The organism is Candidatus Omnitrophota bacterium (genome assembly GCA_028715415.1).
Classification (GTDB): domain Bacteria; phylum Omnitrophota; class Gorgyraeia; order Gygaellales; family Profunditerraquicolaceae; genus JAQURX01.
Genome location: JAQURX010000015.1, coordinates 1 through 17852 on the forward strand (window position 1 = coordinate 1; position 17852 = coordinate 17852).

Here is a 17852-nt window from a genome sequence, read left to right on the forward strand (position 1 = left end):
ACATTACTTGGTTGGTTTGGGACGGCAAGCTCTGTTTGTACTTTAATTGCAATTTCTTTAACTACTTGGATTTCCACAAAGCTTGGAAAGCGCAAGACATTTTTACTTGCCATGTGCCTTGCTATTGTCGGTTACGCTTTAAAATGGGTAGGATATAATCCTCAGCATCCCTATTTACTGATGATTGCTGTTCCATTTCTGGCATTCCATTTGGGGGCGCTCTTTACCATGGTTCCGTCCATGGTCGCTGATGTATGTGATTTAGACGAGTTGAACTGCGGGACTCGTAGAGAAGGGATGTTCAGCGGTATTTACTGGTGGATACAAAAGCTCGGGCAGGCAGGTGCATCTGTTCTTGCAGGAATCTTGCTTAATGTGACTGGTTTTAATATAGTATTAGCCGCAAATCAGACTCCGAAGGCTTTGTTGTATATGCGGCTTTGCGATATTGGTATCCCGATAGTAACTACTTTAATTGCTATTTTTATTATTATGACTTTTGATATTTCAGAATCCAGGGCTTATGAGATTCGTGCGCAAGTAGAGAGGCGAAGAGGGGAAAGAAGAAGCCAGGAGAAGCAGGTAGAAGCAGACAGGCGTAAAGGCGATAGAAGGGAATAGGATGATGATGCAGGTTTCAGGTTTCAAGTCACAAGTTTCAAGTCACAAGCCACAAGGAAAAGACAAAAAATTGTTTTTGCTTTTACTTGTGCTCTTGTGCTCTTGTGCTCTTGTGCCTTATGCATTTGCTCAAGAGAAGCCCTCTTCTACAGAATTAATTAATAAAGCTTGGGAAGCGCATGGCAATGGTGATATTGAGGCAACCTTTAAATATACACAGGAGTGCATTGATCTTTATAAGGCAGAAGCGGATAAAATGCAGGCCGGTTTAAAAGAGTTTCCCCGCGGCAGAAAAGATATTGAGGCTGTTGGGCCGTTAAATGATGTGGCAACCGCATATTTTATTCAGGCAGAGTCTTTTCGCAAGCAAGGCAAGAATGAAGATGCTATTAAAACTTTTAAATTGATTATCGGAAAATATCCTTATGCTCAGGCTTGGGATCAGCGTGGTTGGTTTTGGATAGTAGCAAAAACTTCCAAAGAAAGCTTAGCGCAGTTTGAAGGAGAAAAGGTTAAGCCGCAGGAGTTGCCAAAACCTAAAGTAAGCCAGCTTGCGACAAAAGTTATTTTGTATGATTCAGGCAAAGAAGAGATTGTTGATTATGAGAAATACGGAGAGTTCCAAAATGTCGGCACAAAAGATTATAAATATGTGATTAAAGATCAGGAAGGTTTGAGTAGCGCTGTCGGAGAAGGGATCTACCCGAATACGACGTCTATACGCTGGGATCCGGAATATAAAAAAGCTTTGAAGGAAAAACGGCTTGAAGGCAGCCATTGGGATTTTCTGCAGTCTCCTGATTTAGAGGCAGCGTTTTTAAAATGGGCTACTGCTTCTGAGCCTCAGGGAGTTAAACTTTTTTATACAGGGCTCGTTTTGGAAAAGGCAGGGTTAATTGAAGAAGCGATTAAATGTTATTATGCAATAGTGGTAAATTTTCCGGGCACTTACGGCTGGACTTATTGGCATACTCCTTGGTATATAGGGCAAGCTGCTATTGCAAAGATAGACTTTCTTTTGCGCAAGAATCCCGGTATCGGTTATCGTTTGATTGATGCTAATATAAGGATAATAAACGGCTACGATATGGATGTCGCCAATGATATCGTGGTTACAAACCCGGGGAAGTTCGTTAAGATAAGCCCGTTGGAAAAACTAAAGCCTCGCCCTTCAAAAGACTTTTTGAGTATTAAGAAACGCCGTGGTAAGGGTAAGGTGAGGCTTGTGCAGTATGAAACTGGCGATTGGGAATTGTTGGTTAATGATAAGCCTTACATGGTTAAAGGAATAACTTATACCCCGACTAAAGTTGGGCAATCTCCAGATGATGGCACACAGACTAATTGGATGGAGGATGATTTTAATTGTAACGGAAAGATTGATGGCCCATATGATTCCTTCGTTGATAAAAATGGGAATAATATACAGGATAAAAATGAGCCTGCAGTTGGCGATTTTAAGTTAATGAAGGATATGGGTGTTAATACTATAAGGCTTTATCATCAGCCATTTGCGGTTAATAAAGAATTATTGCGCGAGCTTTATGAAGAGTACGGGATTATGGTTATCATGGGGGATTTCTTCGGCAAATACGCTATTGGTTCGGGCGCCTCATGGAATCCGGGGACAGATTATAATAATGAAGAGCATAAAAAGAAAATGCTTGAGTCAGTCAAAGAAATGGTAGAGGAATTTAAAGATGAACCGTATATTTTGTTCTGGCTCTTAGGCAATGAGAATGTTTACGGCTATGCCTGTAATGCAGATAAGGAGCCGGAAGCATTCTTTAAATTCGCTAACGAAGCAGCCATTATGATAAAATCAATTGATCCTGACCATCCTGTTGCAATTGGTAACGGGGACATTCTTTTCTTAGATAGATTTGCAAAGAATGCCCCTGAGGTAGATATATTCGGTACGAATGCTTATAGAGGAGAATATGGATTTGGCTCTATCTGGAGACAGGTGAAAGAGGAAGCTGATATTCCAGTTTTGATTACTGAATACGGCTGTCCTGCGTATGCCCAAGATTCTTCTTTAGAGGTTGCAGAAGAATTACAAGCAGAGTATTTGCAGAATAGCTGGGAAGATATAGAAGGAAATGCGGTATTTAACAGAGGCGTAGGCAATTCCATAGGCGGCGTTCATTTTGAATGGCTGGATGAATGGTGGAAGGGATATGAGCCGGCACAGCATGATATGAAAGGTTTGTGGAAAGGGCCGTTTCCCGACGGATATATGCATGAGGAATGGCTTGGTGTTTCAGGCCAGGGTGATGGTAAATTTAGCCCTTTCTTAAGGCAACTCAGGAAATCTTATTATATGTATAAAAAATTATGGAGATAACGAAACAGAAAGGAGGAACACAAATTAAAAAAATCAAATTTAAAGATTGGCAACTCAATGTTAATTTTAAAATAGAAAAAGGAGGAATCAAGATGAAGCGAGTAATTGCTATGGTGATGGCTGCTATCTGTGTTTTCGCGTTTACAGGGCTGACTATCGCAGAAGAAACAGCAGCTCCGGCTGCGGCTACGCAGGAAAAAGTATTTAATGTTTACACGGACAAGAAGTCTCCTGATAATCACTTTATCCCTTCAGGTTGGATGGGGGATACGGGGGATATCAAAATGAACGATCAAGCAACAACAAATCCCCACGGCGGGACAACTTGCCTTGAATTTACTTATTCTGCTAAAAAAGCACAAGGACAAGGTTGGGCAGGTGTTTATTGGCAAAATCCGGCAAATAACTGGGGTTCTAAAAAAGGCGGGTTTGATTTAACCGGCATGACCAAGATTACTTTTTGGGCAAGGGGTGCAAAAGGCGGCGAATTAATCCAGAAATTTGTTATCGGTGGTGTTAAAGGCCAGTATCCAGATTCTTCAACAATTGAGATGGGGCCGGTTGAGTTAACTGATACTTGGAAAGAATATACAATTAATTTAGCAGGTAAGGACCTTTCCTATATTAGCGGTGGTTTCGGCTGGGTTACAAACGCTGACCTTAATCCAGATGGGGCTGTTTTTTATATTGATGACATAAAGTATCAGGCTGACGCATCAATGAAGCCAGAGAGCAAAAAGCAGGAAGAAGTGCCATTCTATGTTTATCTAGATGGATCTTCGTCTAAGAATCATTTCATAGCGTCTGGTTATATGGGTGATTACAGTGATGTAAAGTTAGATGCTCGGTCAAAAGAAGACCCATATTTGGGAGATACCTGTATAAAGGTAGTTTATAATAACAAGGCTACTCAAGGATCCCGTTGGGTTGGGGTTTATTGGCAGAATCCAGCGAACAATTGGGGGACTGTTGATGCCGGGTTTGACCTTTCAAAAGCCACCAAGGTTACTTTTTGGGCACGCGGCGAAAAAGGCGGAGAGAGGATTGAAGAGTTCAAGATTGGCGGCATCATGGGAGAATATTCCGATTCTGATTCTGCTGCTATCGGGCCGGTAATATTGAATAAAGAATGGACACAATACACCATTGATTTAAAAGGTAAGGATATGTCTTATATCATTGGTGGTTTTGCATGGTCAAGCAACCTTGATGTAAATCCTGAGGGTGCAGTATTTTATCTTGATGAAATTAAATACGAATAATAAAAGTTTCAATTTGCAAGTTTCAGGTTGCAAGTCTGACAAGGCACGAGGGCACAAGCTTAAAACTTGTGCTCTTGTGTCTTGTCTTCTTGTGTCTTTTCTTTTTCCTCTCCCTGCAATGGCTGCGAAACAAAAGGCCTCTGTCTATGTAAAAAAATTCAAGAACAGCCGGTATGAATTAATCGTAAGCGGTAAACCATATATTATTAAAGGAGTTTGTTATAATCCAATCCCCATTGGCCAAAATCATGAATATGATTGGTGGTCTGATCCAAATAAACCATGGATAGCTGATGGAAAACTAATGAAAGAAATGGGGATAAATACAATTCGTCTTTATCAGTCGCATGAAAATATAGAAGAGGTTAGAGCAGTCATACGTGATTTTTATGAGCTTTATGGGATTAGGACAATTATGGGCAGCTGGCTTGGTTTTTGGCAATACCCCTGCCCTTTTTATGCAGATAAAATCTTTCAGGATAAAGTCAAAAGAGAAGCTGTTGATATGGTCAACCAACTGAAAGATGAGCCGGGAGTCCTCTTGTGGATCTTAGGAAATGAAAATAATTATTCTTGTTTAGGCAGAGTAAATCCGTGGACGAGTGAGGATATAGATAAAGAGCCGGATCCTCAGAAAAAGAATTTATTACGCGCAAAAATTTATTATTCTTTTGTCAATGATATAGCAAAAGAGATCCATCAGATTGATACAAAACATCCTGTTGCAATTGGCAACGGTGAATTAGTCGGCCTTGAAAGTGCAAACCTATACTGTCCGGACATAGATATCGTAGGTTGCATTATTTACCGCGGGAGGACTTTTGGTAATCTTTTCAAGTCTTTGAAATCGGTGTTTGACCGGCCAGTTTTTTTTGCTGAATTTGGCGCTGATTGTTACGATGCTTATTTAAAGAAGGAAGACCAGAATATGCAGGCTTTTTTTCTTGAATCGCAATGGCGGCAGATTTACGAAAACTTAAACAGCAATAAAAAAGAAGGGGAAGGGAACTGTATCGGTGGAACAATGTTTGAGTGGATAGATGAATGGTGGAAGCATGATGAAAGTAGTTCTGATAGTTGGAAGGTTCAAGATACCGAATCAAATTGGAACAATGGGAATTATTATTTTGATATTAAAGCTGAAGGCAATAAGAATATGAATGAAGAATGGTTTGGAATTGTAGCATTGTCTACTGAAATGGAAAACGGGTTAAACAAAAGAATCCCAAGAAAAGCTTATTATGTGATTAGAGAATTCTGGAAAAAACCAAATATAGATATTAAAAAGGCGAAAAAGAAATGATTACAAAACAAATTTTAAAAACACGGGTTAGTAAAGTAGTCTTAATTTTAACTTTTTGTTTTCTTAGCAATACCTGTTTTGCAGAGGAGACAGCTGTAAGTAATAATGTGGTGGAATTAACAAAGCAGATTATGGACGCAAAAGAAATTGATAGTTGTTTCCCAAAACTTGAGGAGTTGAAGAATATATATATAAAGGAAGGCAAGTATTCTGAATTTGTAGATTTCTTAAAATCTCTGATTGCAAAGAAAGACGCTATAGCCCCTTACGCAAATTATTATATTGCACTTTCCCGCTTTGAGCATATTGTGGCTTTGGAAGAGAAGCAGGATTGGAATGAATATTTCTCTAAAGTAGAAGAATATAGGAAAGATATTATTGATTATGCTCAGAAAGCCATTGATGCAACTACTCCTCAGAATTCAGTAAATATTCTAAGCCGCCTTATCCTTTGGGAGTTTCATCGCCAACAGCAGGATGCTTTTGTTGAACAGTCTCTGGCTGATTTAATGAATTCGGTTTTAGAGTTTGGAAAGGATACTACTGATACGAAGACTTTAAAAGAAGTTGCTGATAAGCTTTTAGCTGCAGATGAAAAAAATAAATCAAGGCAAGTCTATAAAATCTATGTTGAGAAAATTTCTGCTTCTCAAGTGAAAGAAAAAGAACTTAAGGATATAGCTTTTGGTTTCTTTAATGAAGGGAATTTAGAGCTGTCAGAGGCTGTTTATGATTCTTATGTTGAGAGAATTACAAAGTCAATGTCAAAAACGCAGCTAAAGAATTCATTGTTAGAGCTTGCGAAACTATTTTCTTATAAAGATTCTGGAAATAACGACCCAATATATGCCGAATCCATTTTTAAAAAAGCAGAAGATGCCTTTGGAAAGAATTTCTTTAATCAGGAAACAATGTACTTAAGGGCGTTTAATTTAGAGAAAGCGAAAGAATTTGAAGGCGCAAAAAATGTATATATTGAGTTCTTAAATCGTTTCAAAGATGATGTTAATTTTGACAAAGCTGCTTTTAAAGTCGGGATAATTTATGCTTATGTCCTAAAGGATATTGAAAAGAGCAAAGAGTATTTTGAGAATTTAGCAAAAAAAGAAAAAGTCAGCCCTCAGGCCATTTCAAGTTTATATCAATTAGGCCTCTTAAGCCAGTGGGGGGAAGATCTGGACAAGGCGAAAGAATATTATAATAATCTTTTGGAGAAAGCAGGAGATGATTTTGCGGAAACTGTCAATTTGGCTAAAGAAAGATTATCTGAAATTGAACAAGGAAAGCCCATGGAAAATAATCAAAAGGTTTTCTTGGATGCCGCGTTAAATAAAAATAATCCCGCGCTTGATATGAAGAGATTAGGCTTAAAGGTTAGCCCTTCTGAGGCTAAGCCCGGCCAGAGCGTAAGTATAAAGTCAGCAGCCTATACACCAGAAAGTGGTTGTATGCAAGTTGAGATACAATATGTATGGGCCGGAGATTTGGCTGGAGCGAAACCGGCAAATAATAGCTCTTCATTGGATATTGCTTATCCCGGAGCAGGAACTAAGGTCGTTTGTTTGGTTGAAACATCCCCCTCGGGAGTAATTGATTACAATATTGATTTTGCAGACATTTATTAATCCTCTTTAAACTCCACACGCCATTACTCCTTAAAATAACTTGACTTATAATTTTTTTAGTAGTATAAATAATATGATAATTAATCATTTTATTAAGTGCAGTTTCATGTTTTTCTAATATATTATTAGGGAAGAAATAAGCAAAATGAAATCATTGGATTTTCAAAAAGAAGAACTCAGCGAGAAAGAAAAGCGTAATATTGATATTTTGGAGATTTTAAGAAAACACGGGCCCATCAGCCGGCCTGATATTTCAAAGCAGATAGGGACAAATGTTGTTACTATCTCAAATTATATTGATGAATTTATAAAGCGTAATCTCGTCTATGAAAAAGAATTTGATGTTTCCGAAGGTGGAAGAAGGCCGCTTTTATTAGATTTAAATCCGCAGTCCGGGTTTGTGATTGGCGTTGGTTTGAATTTGATGAATATGGTTGGCCTTTTGGTTGATCTTAAAGGGAACATTATCACCAAGACTCAAATCGCCCGCCCAAAAGCTTCCGTCAGGGATGTCTCCGAGTCACTCTTGCAGATTGTCCGTGAAATCTTAAGGCGCTCAAAGGATTTTACTCCTAATATTAGAGGCATTGGAATCGGGATTGCCGGTCTAATAAATAAAGAAAATGGTTCTATCCATTGGCCGCAAAAGATGGATAACTATTACACATATTCTTCTGTTGACCTTCCACTAAGAGACTTATTAGAGAAAGAATTTAACCTGCCTGTTTTAATTGAGAATGATGCCACAGCAGCTTGTTTTGGCGAGCATTGGATGGATTTAGAGTATGGGGCAAAAAATATTATTTATATGTTCTCAGGAGTCGGCTGCGGGATTATGATTGATGGAAAGATCTATCGTGGTTCTCAGGGTTATGCCGGAGAAACATCTATTTATAATTATAAGCGCGACGATTATTTTAATTGCAAGGCCGGAAAGCCTTGTTTTGCTAAGCGTTGGGAAGTTGATTTAGGGATTGTCTCCGATATAAAAGAAAAACTAGCCAGCGATAAACAAAAGGCAGAGCTTTTTTTCAACCTTACATCAAGTACGATTGAAAATGTAGACTTAAAAAGTGTTTTCATTGCTGCCCGGGCAAAAGACGAATTGGCTCTTTCGGCGCTGGAAGATGCAGGAGAAAGGCTCGGGATTAAAGTTGCTTCTTTAGTAAATTTGCTTAATCCTCAGGTTGTCATTATCGGGGGAGGGTTTGAAGAAGCAGGGGATGTCTTTTTAAATAAGGTTAATGTGACAGTAAGGGAATGGGCTTTCAGAGAGGCAACTGATAATTTGAAGATTGCGTATTCTCAACTGCGAGAAAATGCGGTTGCTTTAGGTGCATCAAGTTTAGTGATGCAAAAAGTTTTTGCTCAATTATGGTAAATGGGTCTTGAAGGTTAGTCTCGTCATTTAAGGGGGGAGAGCATGGAGCAAAAGATTAAATATATTCTTGTTGGCCTTATCGGTTTATCTTTAGTTTTTCTTTTTCTTTTTGTTTCAACCTTAACTTCAAAGCAGCAAATTATCCAGCAGAAAGATGAGTTGGAGAAAAATCTTGCCAGTAAAGAAGAACAACTAACCGGGCTTGAAAACAAACTACGTAAGGCGGAAAATGAATCAACTGCTATCAAGGGAGACCTGAACAAAGCTCTTGAAGACAGGCAGGAATTAGAAAAACAGCTGGAGATGTTAGCTAAAGCAAAAGACGAGCTTATGCTGAAATTAAAAGAACGCCAGGCTCAACAAATACAGGAAGTTTCGCAGATTCCTGTTACTTCGGATGCGTATTGGGCAGGGATTTTAAAGAATAAAACTGATTTGGAATTTCAGTTATCCAATATACGTAATGAATTAAAAACGATGCAGATTAATAATGAGCAATTGTTGAGGGAAAAAACCTCAATGGATTTGGATTTGAATACATTAAAGCGGGAAAAAGAAGACTTAAGCAGGCAATTGGATTACAATCAGAAGATAATGGATAGCATCAGCCAGGAATTAGTCAGAGAAAGAAATGATAAAATTCAGATTCAATCCACATTTAAGTCTTTAAGAAATGAGAATACTATCCTCTCAAGGCAATTAAAGAGTTTAAATAGCCGTAAGATTACTCTTGAGCGCAAGGTTCAAACGCTTCAAGAGGATAAAGCCGGTATTGAGCGCAGGCTCAATGAGATGGAAACAATGCTTACTGACAGGCTTTCTCAGGTGAATGATCTTAAGGATGAAATTGACGCTATCCGTAATAATAAACTCGCCTCTTCTCCTAAGCCAGCAGCTGATAAAGATGAGAATGTGGAATTGTCTCCGATTGTTGTCAGGCCTTATTCTGATAAATCAAGCTCCTCTCATCAGGATACCAGCGTAATCGGAAGAGTACTTGCAGTTAACAGAGATAATAAGTTTGTTGTTGTTGATTTGGGCGAAGAAGCTGGAGCAAGGGCAGGGGATACCTTCTATGTTTATAGGCAGGATGAGCGGATAGGCACGATAGAGGTAATAAAGACGAGCAAGAGTGTTTCGGCATGCGATATCAAGAAAGAAAGAAAAGACATGCCAATCAAAAAAGACGATACTATCAGGTAATCTTTTATTCATAAATTTATTTAAATGACTCGCACCAAGAAAAGCCCTTCCAAGACTATCTCTATTGAAGATGTTGCTAAGCTTAGCGGCGTATCAATCACCACAGTCTCTCGCGTAATTAATAAATCTGCGTCTGTTAAGGATAAAAACCGTTCAAAAGTCTTAAGCGCAATAAAACAACTTAAATACCAGCCTTCAGTTTTTGCCCAGCGCCTTGCTACAGGGAAAAGCAGCGTTGTTGCTTTAATCATCCCTCGTTACGAAGGAGTATTCTATTCGTTTTATGCCCTTGAGCTTATCCGTGGAGTCGGTACTCTTTGCGAGGCTTTGAAACTTGATTTGTTATTGCATTTAACTGATAGCCGTTCTGTTTTAAATCTGCGGGGAGTTGGAGGAATAGTTTTTGCGGATATAATCGGCAATCGCCATCAATTGGAAGACGCTCTTAGCGCTGGAATCCCTTGTGTTGTGATTAATAATTATATTGAAGATTTAAATGTCAGTTGTATTACTATTGATAATACCGGCGGGGCTGAGAACGCGGTAAATTATTTAATTAGTTTGGGCCACAAAAGAATTGCGCATATTACCGGTGATTTAAGTACGCAGGCAGCATTCTCTCGTTTTGAAGGTTACAAATTAGCTTTAAAAAAAAATAATATTGCTTTAGACGAGAAGTATGTTTTTAAAACTGATTATTCGCGCGGGCAAGCAAGGGCTTCGGCGGAACAATTAGTAAAAATGCCCAATCCTCCTACTGCGGTTTTTGTTGCGTCAGACTCTATGGCTTTGGAAGTAATGGCTGTAGCAAGAGAATTAGGCAAAGATATTCCTAAAGACTTATCTATTGTAGGTTTTGATGATAATCCTTCCGGGCTTTACGGTCCGGTTGCCTTAACTACTGTCAGGCAGCCATTAATTAAGATGGCAGAAGAAAGCATCAAAGAATTAAACCGCCTTATGAGTGCAGGTGAAGGCGCGCAGGTCAAAAAAATAGCCCTGCCAACAGAGTTGGTAATAAGAGATTCCTGCAAACCGCTTAAATAAAAGTAACAAATTCTTTCGTTCTTTCGCTTTTCTAGTCGGAGCACAATAAGTAGTATGCCTTTAAACCAAATAACACAATATATTGTATTTTTTGTTGACAAGGAAATTAGATGATGATATACTTTTTTGCATACAATATTTTAAACCTTTTTATCTTGCGAGGAAAAAATGGCGCCTAAACTGTCAGAGAATGCTTTGAAGGTTTTGGAGAGAAGATACCTTAAGAAAGATGAACAGGGAAAAGTAGTAGAGACTCCGGAAGAATTATTCCAGAGAGTCGCAGGCGCAATCGCCTTAGCCGATAAACAATATGGCAAGAGCGATAAAGAAATTAATGATTTAACAAGCGCCTTTTACAAGATTATGAGCAATTTGGAATTCCTTCCAAATTCTCCCTGCCTGATGAATGCGGGAAAAGATTTGGGGCAACTTTCCGCATGCTTTACTCTTCCTATTGATGATTCAATGGAATCCATTTTTGAAACTCTTAAAGTAACAAGCCTCATCCATAAATCCGGGGGCGGCACTGGTTTTTCTTTCTCAAGGTTACGCCCAAAGAACGCGGTTGTAAAAACTACCGGGGGAATAGCTTCAGGGCCGATTTCTTTTATGCGCGTTTATGACGCAGCAACCGAAGCGGTAAAGCAGGGCGGAACGCGCAGAGGCGCAAATATGGGGATATTAAGAGTTGACCATCCTGATATTATGGAGTTTATCACCTGCAAAGAAAATAACAAGCATATTACAAACTTTAACATCTCCGTCGCGATGACCGATGAATTTATGAAGAAATTAAAAAACGGCGAAGACTATGATGTTATTGACCCACATACCAAGAAACCCGTGGTACGTCTTAATACAAAAGAAGTTTTTAATTTAATTGTAAAACAAGCTTATAAGAATGGAGAGCCGGGAATTATATTTATTGATAGGGTTAATGAGTATAATCCAACGCCGAACTTAGGCAAGATTGAAAGTACCAACCCTTGCGGGGAGCAGCCGCTTCTTCCTTATGAGAGCTGCGACTTAGGATCAATTAATCTTGATCAGATGTGTAAGTTAACGAACGGAAAGCTTGAGATTGACTGGGATAACTTAAGAAATGTCACCCGTTTGGCAGTTCACTTTCTGGATAATCTTATTGATGTGAACAGGTTTCCCCTTGAGCAGATTGAGAAAGCAACAAAATTAACCAGAAAAGTCGGCTTAGGAGTTATGGGTTGGGCAAGCCTTTTAATCCGCCTAAAGATTCCTTACAATAGCGAAGAAGCAGTTAGCCTTGCCGAAAAAGTAATGTCATTTATCTTAAATGAAGCGAACAAAAAATCTTTAGAGCTCGGGAAGGAAAAAGGAGTTTTCCCTGCTTTTAAGGGAAGCATCTATGATAAAAAAGATGGTTCAACAAGGATGCGAAACGCCACTCTTACGACTATCGCTCCGACGGGGACAATCAGCATAATCGCAGGCCCTTGCTCTTCAGGTATTGAGCCGCTCTTTGCCATTTCCTATTATCGCAACGTAATGGATAATGATAAGTTGGTAGAGGTTGAGCCATTGTTTGAAGAAGTAGCGAAGGAAAGAAATTTCTATAGCCGCCAACTCATGGAAAAGATTGCGGAAAATGCCTCTATCCAGAATATTAAAGAAATTCCCGAAGACGTGCGTAAGGTATTTGTTACGTCACATGATATTTCTCCTGAATGGCACGTGCGTATGCAGGCTGCCTTTCAGAAATATGTCCATAACGCGACATCAAAAACCATAAATTTTCCGCATGATGCGAGCATTGAAGATGTCAGGAAGGCGTATTTATTAGCGTATGATTTGGATTGCAAAGGGATTACTATTTACCGCGATGGCAGCCGTGAAGAGCAGGTTTTAAATGTCGGTAAACCGGTTGAATCAAAAGAAAAAGCAGTAGCTGCAGAGTCAAAGAAAGAGATTGCTCCCCGGCCTCGTCCCGAGGTAATTATCGGGACAACTACTAAGGTTGCAACCGGATGCGGGAATCTTTATGTAACAATAAACGTTGATGAAGAGGGCAAACCATTTGAATTATTTACCCAGATGGGAAAAGCCGGTGGCTGTGCCGGATCGCAGTTAGAGGCAGTTGGCAGGCTTGTTTCTTTGGCTTTTCGCGCAGGAGTGGAAGTTAAGTCTATTATTGAGCAGCTGCGTAATATTAGATGCCCCAGCCCTTCATGGGAGAAGGGACAGCGGATATTTTCTTGTGCCGACGCAATTGCCCGGGTTATTGAAAGAAGGCTGGTAAATAATCAAACTGTTAAAGCTAATTTAGAAGTAGCGGAATTGGCAATGAAGCATTCTAGTGATGATGAGAACGCCTTATCTGATTTTGTTGATAATGCAGAGATAGTAGGTGTTTGCCCTGATTGCGGGGGCGCGCTTCGTCATGAAGAAGGCTGTGTCAAATGCCATGCCTGCGGCTTCTCTAAGTGCTAAATTGAATTTTAGATTCGAGATTCGGGGTCAGATTTTAACGTAAATTAAATCTGGCCCCGTTTACTTTTATGAAAAAAATAATTTATATAGTTTTGGATGGGTTGGGAGATAATCCGATAAAGGAGTTAAACAATAAAACTCCTCTTGAGGCGGCTCTTACGCCTCATATGGATAGCCTTGCCAAAGAAGGCAAGGTTGGGTTAGTCTATCCTGTGGGTAAAGGAATAGTCCCGGAATCCGATACCGCGGTAATCAGTCTTTTGGGTTACGACGTAAAGAAGTATTATACCGGCCGTGGGCCATTAGAGGCTTTTGCGGAAGGTATTACGGTTAGCGAAGGCAATGTTGCATTAAGGGTAAATTTTGCAAGCCTTGGGGAAGACGGGAAAACTATTTCCGACCGCAGAGTAGGAAGGACTCTTACTCAGGAAGAGACAGATGGCTTTGCCAAAGAAATCAATTCTAAGATTTCGCTTTCAAGCGCTACCTTTGAATTTGTAAATACAGTCGGGCACAGGGGTGTTTTGGTGCTTCGTCCAATGCATAATAAATTATCCCCTTGGATTACTAATACTGATTCTGCCTATGGGAGGCATGGGATTTTTGGAGTAACAAGAGAAAGGTGTGATAATTATTTGCTTCAGTCAGTCCCTATGCGCGGGCATGAAAATTCTTTTGATGCGAAAGAGACAGCGCTTATTTTAAATGAGTTTACCCAGAAGTCTCTAAAAGTTTTAAGTGAATCATATATAAACAAAAAACGTATTTCTGAGGGAAAGCTTGCCGCGAATGCAATCTTATCAAGAGATGCGGGAAGCTCTCTTCCTAAATTTCCAAATGTTCAGTCGCTTTATCGTTTAAGCTTTGGAGCTTTTGTTGAAATGCCGGTTGAGCGGGGGATTGCTTTATTAACAGGGATGGAGATAATTGAGGTGCCGAATAAAACAGGGCACTTGGATGTGGATTATGCTGTCTGGGCAAAAATAGCGTTAGATGCGATTGATAAATTTGATTGCCTTTATGTGCATATAAAGGGCCCGGATGAACCAAGCCACGATGGAGATTTTAAAAAGAAGATAGAGATTATTGAATTAATAGATAAATTTTACTTTGGCAGCCTTCTCTCAAGCTTAAACATGAAAGAAACTGTTGTAGCGGTTACCGCGGATCACTCTACGGTTTGCGCAACTTCCACTCATTCCAGCGGCCCTGTGCCTCTGCTTATTTCCGGAGGAAATAATAAGCCTGATAAAATTAGCAGTTTCTCCGAGCGCTCCGCAGACAAAGGGTCATTAGGTAAGGTTTTAGGAAATAGCCTCCTGCCATTACTTGTAAAATTAGCTAAATAAGAGTATATTTATAACTATTATGGATAAATACGATATTATAGTTATCGGTGCTGGCCATGCCGGCATTGAAGCGTCTCTTGCAGCCAGCCGCATGGGTTGTAAAACTCTCATGCTTACTTTGGATAAAAAGAGTATTGGCCTTATGAGTTGCAATCCTGCTATCGGCGGCGTTGGGAAAGCGCAGTTGGTAAGAGAGGTTGATGCCTTGGGTGGTGAAATGGCAAAAGCAGCTGATACCTGCGGCATTCAATTTAGAATCCTTAATGCTTCCAAGGGTCCGGCAGTGCAATCCTCCCGCGCGCAGATAGATATGGCGTTTTATAACAAATATATGTGCGATGTTGTAAATGCTCAGGAGAATTTATTTGTTAAAGAAGTTGAAGTTAAAAAGCTTCTTGTTGATGGCCCAAAAGTAATAGGCGTTGTTACTGATAAGCCCGAAGAGATTTCTGCGAAAGCAGTAATAATCTGCCCCGGGACTTTTTTGGACGGCTTAATCCATGTTGGGCTTAATCATCATAGCGGAGGAAGGATCAATGAGAAAGCTTCTATTGGCCTTGCAGATAACCTAAAAGAATTAGGCTTTAATCTGCTCAGGTTTAAAACCGGAACCTGCCCACGGCTTGATAAGAATACAATAGATTTTTCTAAGCTTATCGTGCAAGAGGGAGATAATCCGCCGCAGCCATTTTCTTTTTCTACCAGAAAGATTGAACAAAAACAAATCCCTTGCCATATTACTTATACTAATAAAATAACGCATAAAATTATTCTGGATAACCTTAAGCGTTCTCCGCTTTATGCGGGGATTATCAAATCTACAGGTGTCAGGTATTGCCCTTCTATTGAAGATAAAATTGTAAAATTCTCGGATAGAGAGAGGCACCAGATATTTTTGGAACCGCAAGGTTTAGGAACTGATGAGATCTATCCAAATGGGATATCAACGAGCCTTCCCGAGGACGTGCAATTAGATCTGATCCATTCTATCGCCGGCCTTGAGAATGCAAAAATAATCCGTTTTGGCTATGGTATAGAGCATATGGTAGTTGAGCCAACACAGTTATTCCCGACGCTTGAGGCAAAAATAATTAAGGGTCTGTATTTAGCAGGGCAGATTAACGGGACAACCGGATATGAAGAGGCGGCGGCTCAGGGGTTAATCGCGGGGATTAACGCTGGAAAGCGGATAAAAAATAAAGATGAGCTTGTTTTGGACCGCTCAAGCAGCTACATCGGAGTTCTAATTGACGACTTAACTACAAAAGGAACGCCCGAGCCATATAGGATGTTTACTTCGCGTGTTGAATACCGTTTGGTTATCCGTCAAGACAACGCGGATTTACGCCTTGGCAAAATCGGGCATGATTTAGGTTTGGTTAAAAAAGAAGATTTCAACAGGCTTAGTAAAAAAATAGAAGCAATTAAAGAAGCAGGGGAATTTTTAAAGAAAACATTTGTTAAGCCGTCAAAAGAAGTAAATGATAAGCTTAAGGAATTTAATTTCTCTGCGCTTAAAAAATCCATTTCTCTGGAAGAACTTTTAAGAAGGCCGCAGATAAATTTAAATAATTTAACAGAGCTTTCAGGAGTTAAATTAGATTTCCCGGAAAGTGCTTTGCGGGAGGTTGAAATTGAGGTAAAATATGCTGGGTTTATCCAGAGGCAGCTTAAGGATGTGGAAAGGTTTAAGAATCTGGAAAAAATTAAACTGCCGCTCGATTTGGATTATTCTCAAATTTCCGGTTTATCCCGGGAAATAAAAGAAAAGCTGATTAGATTTAAGCCGATTAATCTGGGGCAGGCCTCAAGGATTTCAGGGGTTACTCCGGTTGCGATTTCACTTCTTATGATTTATTTAAAGAAGATTTCACATGCCTAACTATGGACAAAAGTAAAAATTATTTAACCTTAAAGAAATATTGCCTTACGCAGGGATTTGATTTATTCGGTGTTGCCGACATAACTGGATTAAAAAAAGAATTTTTCATTTCCGAGAGTGCTTTAGAAAAAATTGACAGGGCGATTTGCCTTGCAGTGCGTTTGTCCAAAGGCGTACTTAAAGAGCTTGATAATGCGCCTACAAGGCTTTATTTCCATCATTACCGCACAGTAAATACCTTTATTGATCAGACAGCATTAAAGATTTGTAGTTATTTACAGAAGAAAGGTTTTACCGCAATACCAATTCCTGCTTCGCAGATTGTTGACTGGCAGAAACAGACAGCGCATTTATCTCATAAAAAACTGGCTGTTGAAGCCGGCCTTGGATGGATTGGAAGAAATAATCTTTTGGTGAACAAAGATTTGGGAAGCCAGTTTAGGTTGGTGACAATTCTTACCGATATGCCGTTAAAAACAGATAAACCGGTAGAATTTGGCTGTGGAGAATGCAGATTGTGTATGAATGCCTGTCCGGCTCAGGCGATAAAGGATAAACCTGCTGAATTTGAACATCTGTTATGTTTTGAAAAATTAAAGGAATTCCAAAAACAGCGCCTCGTTGACCAATTTATCTGTGGGGTGTGTGTTAATTTATGCAAAGGTAAAAAGAAATGACAAAAGAAAAAATCCTGATTGTTGAAGATGAAAAAGATATCAATAAAATGCTAGATTACAATCTTCAAAAGGAAGGTTTTAGGACTATCTCCTGTCGCGATGGGGAGGATGCTTTGGATTTGGCGAATAAAGAGCATCCGGATTTAATTCTTTTGGATCTTATGCTTCCCGGGATTGACGGGCTTGAGGTGTGTAAGAGCCTTAAAAAAGAAGATAAGACCGCAGTTATACCTATTATTATGCTTACTGCAAAAAGCCAGGAATCGGATAAAATTGTCGGCCTTGAATTGGGGGCCGACGATTATGTAACCAAGCCGTTTAGCCCAAAAGAGCTGATTGCGCGGGTAAAGGCAGTGCTTCGGAGAAGCAAAGAAAAAGATAAAGCGCCTGTTATAACTAAAATTGGAGATTTAACAATTGATTATTCTAAGATTTCGGTCATGGTTAAAGAAAAGCCTGTTGAGCTTACATCAAAAGAATTTGAGTTATTAACTACGTTAATTAAGGCTAAGGGAAGGGTGCTTTCAAGGGATTTTCTGTTGGATAATATCTGGGGATTTGACCATGCGATGGAGATTCAAACTCGGACAGTGGACGTGCACATAAGGACACTGCGCAAGAAATTAAAGAGCGAGGCAGAGCGTATTGTTACTGTGAAAAATTACGGATATAGGTTCGAGGCAGAAGAATAA

At 39.6% G+C, this 17852-nt stretch carries 13 protein-coding genes; all 13 read left to right on the forward strand.

Annotated elements, in window-relative coordinates:
- Positions 1-621, forward strand: a 621-nt coding sequence (locus PHO70_07045; GenBank protein MDD5432720.1) for an MFS transporter, incomplete at its 5' end; no start/stop codon positions are given.
- Between the two features lies 1 nt (position 622).
- Positions 623-2968, forward strand: a complete 2346-nt coding sequence (locus PHO70_07050) for a glycoside hydrolase family 2 TIM barrel-domain containing protein (protein ID MDD5432721.1) — start codon at positions 623-625, stop codon at positions 2966-2968.
- A 92-nt stretch (positions 2969-3060) separates the two neighbouring features.
- Positions 3061-4230 (forward strand): hypothetical protein, encoded by a 1170-nt coding sequence (locus PHO70_07055; GenBank protein MDD5432722.1) that lies wholly within the window; start codon positions 3061-3063, stop codon positions 4228-4230.
- Positions 4211-5533, forward strand: coding sequence for a hypothetical protein (locus tag PHO70_07060; GenBank protein ID MDD5432723.1), 1323 nt, complete (start codon positions 4211-4213; stop codon positions 5531-5533). The genes PHO70_07055 and PHO70_07060 overlap by 20 nt, the downstream gene beginning before the upstream one ends.
- Complete coding sequence (locus tag PHO70_07065; GenBank protein ID MDD5432724.1) at positions 5530-7158, forward strand: tetratricopeptide repeat protein; 1629 nt, start codon at positions 5530-5532, stop codon at positions 7156-7158. Before PHO70_07060 ends, PHO70_07065 begins: the two co-directional genes overlap by 4 nt.
- 145 nt (positions 7159-7303) lie before the next feature.
- A complete protein-coding gene (locus PHO70_07070; protein MDD5432725.1) occupies positions 7304-8539 on the forward strand; it encodes an ROK family protein in 1236 nt (411 codons plus the stop codon).
- 42 nt (positions 8540-8581) lie between these two features.
- Positions 8582-9742 (forward strand): hypothetical protein, encoded by a 1161-nt coding sequence (locus tag PHO70_07075; protein ID MDD5432726.1) that lies wholly within the window; start codon positions 8582-8584, stop codon positions 9740-9742.
- 24 nt (positions 9743-9766) lie between these two features.
- Positions 9767-10789 (forward strand): LacI family DNA-binding transcriptional regulator, encoded by a 1023-nt coding sequence (locus PHO70_07080; GenBank protein ID MDD5432727.1) that lies wholly within the window; start codon positions 9767-9769, stop codon positions 10787-10789.
- Between the two features lie 168 nt (positions 10790-10957).
- On the forward strand, positions 10958-13252 hold the full coding sequence (locus tag PHO70_07085) for a vitamin B12-dependent ribonucleotide reductase (GenBank protein MDD5432728.1): 2295 nt from the start codon (positions 10958-10960) through the stop codon (positions 13250-13252).
- Between the two features lie 68 nt (positions 13253-13320).
- The gene (locus tag PHO70_07090) at positions 13321-14601 is read left to right on the forward strand and encodes an alkaline phosphatase family protein (protein ID MDD5432729.1); all 1281 of its coding nucleotides are present in this window, start codon (positions 13321-13323) and stop codon (positions 14599-14601) included.
- Between the two features lie 10 nt (positions 14602-14611).
- Complete coding sequence (gene mnmG / locus PHO70_07095; protein MDD5432730.1) at positions 14612-16483, forward strand: tRNA uridine-5-carboxymethylaminomethyl(34) synthesis enzyme MnmG; 1872 nt, start codon at positions 14612-14614, stop codon at positions 16481-16483.
- A gap of 2 nt (positions 16484-16485) precedes the next feature.
- A complete protein-coding gene (locus PHO70_07100; protein ID MDD5432731.1) occupies positions 16486-17160 on the forward strand; it encodes a hypothetical protein in 675 nt (224 codons plus the stop codon).
- Positions 17157-17852 (forward strand): response regulator transcription factor, encoded by a 696-nt coding sequence (locus PHO70_07105; protein MDD5432732.1) that lies wholly within the window; start codon positions 17157-17159, stop codon positions 17850-17852. Before PHO70_07100 ends, PHO70_07105 begins: the two co-directional genes overlap by 4 nt.

Bases quoted from the DNA above. Each gene is read 5' to 3' on its own strand.
- PHO70_07050 (MDD5432721.1), top strand. From the start codon at position 623: ATGATGATGCAGGTTTCAGGTTTCAAGTCACAAGTTTCAAGTCACAAG.
- PHO70_07080 (MDD5432727.1), top strand. From the start codon at position 9,767: ATGACTCGCACCAAGAAAAGCCCTTCCAAGACTATCTCTATTGAAGAT.
- PHO70_07070 (MDD5432725.1), top strand. From the start codon at position 7,304: ATGAAATCATTGGATTTTCAAAAAGAAGAACTCAGCGAGAAAGAAAAG.
- PHO70_07065 (MDD5432724.1), top strand. From the start codon at position 5,530: ATGATTACAAAACAAATTTTAAAAACACGGGTTAGTAAAGTAGTCTTA.
- PHO70_07075 (MDD5432726.1), top strand. From the start codon at position 8,582: ATGGAGCAAAAGATTAAATATATTCTTGTTGGCCTTATCGGTTTATCT.
- PHO70_07085 (MDD5432728.1), top strand. From the start codon at position 10,958: ATGGCGCCTAAACTGTCAGAGAATGCTTTGAAGGTTTTGGAGAGAAGA.
- PHO70_07060 (MDD5432723.1), top strand. From the start codon at position 4,211: ATGAAATTAAATACGAATAATAAAAGTTTCAATTTGCAAGTTTCAGGT.
- PHO70_07055 (MDD5432722.1), top strand. From the start codon at position 3,061: ATGAAGCGAGTAATTGCTATGGTGATGGCTGCTATCTGTGTTTTCGCG.
- PHO70_07100 (MDD5432731.1), top strand. From the start codon at position 16,486: ATGGACAAAAGTAAAAATTATTTAACCTTAAAGAAATATTGCCTTACG.
- PHO70_07090 (MDD5432729.1), top strand. From the start codon at position 13,321: ATGAAAAAAATAATTTATATAGTTTTGGATGGGTTGGGAGATAATCCG.
- PHO70_07105 (MDD5432732.1), top strand. From the start codon at position 17,157: ATGACAAAAGAAAAAATCCTGATTGTTGAAGATGAAAAAGATATCAAT.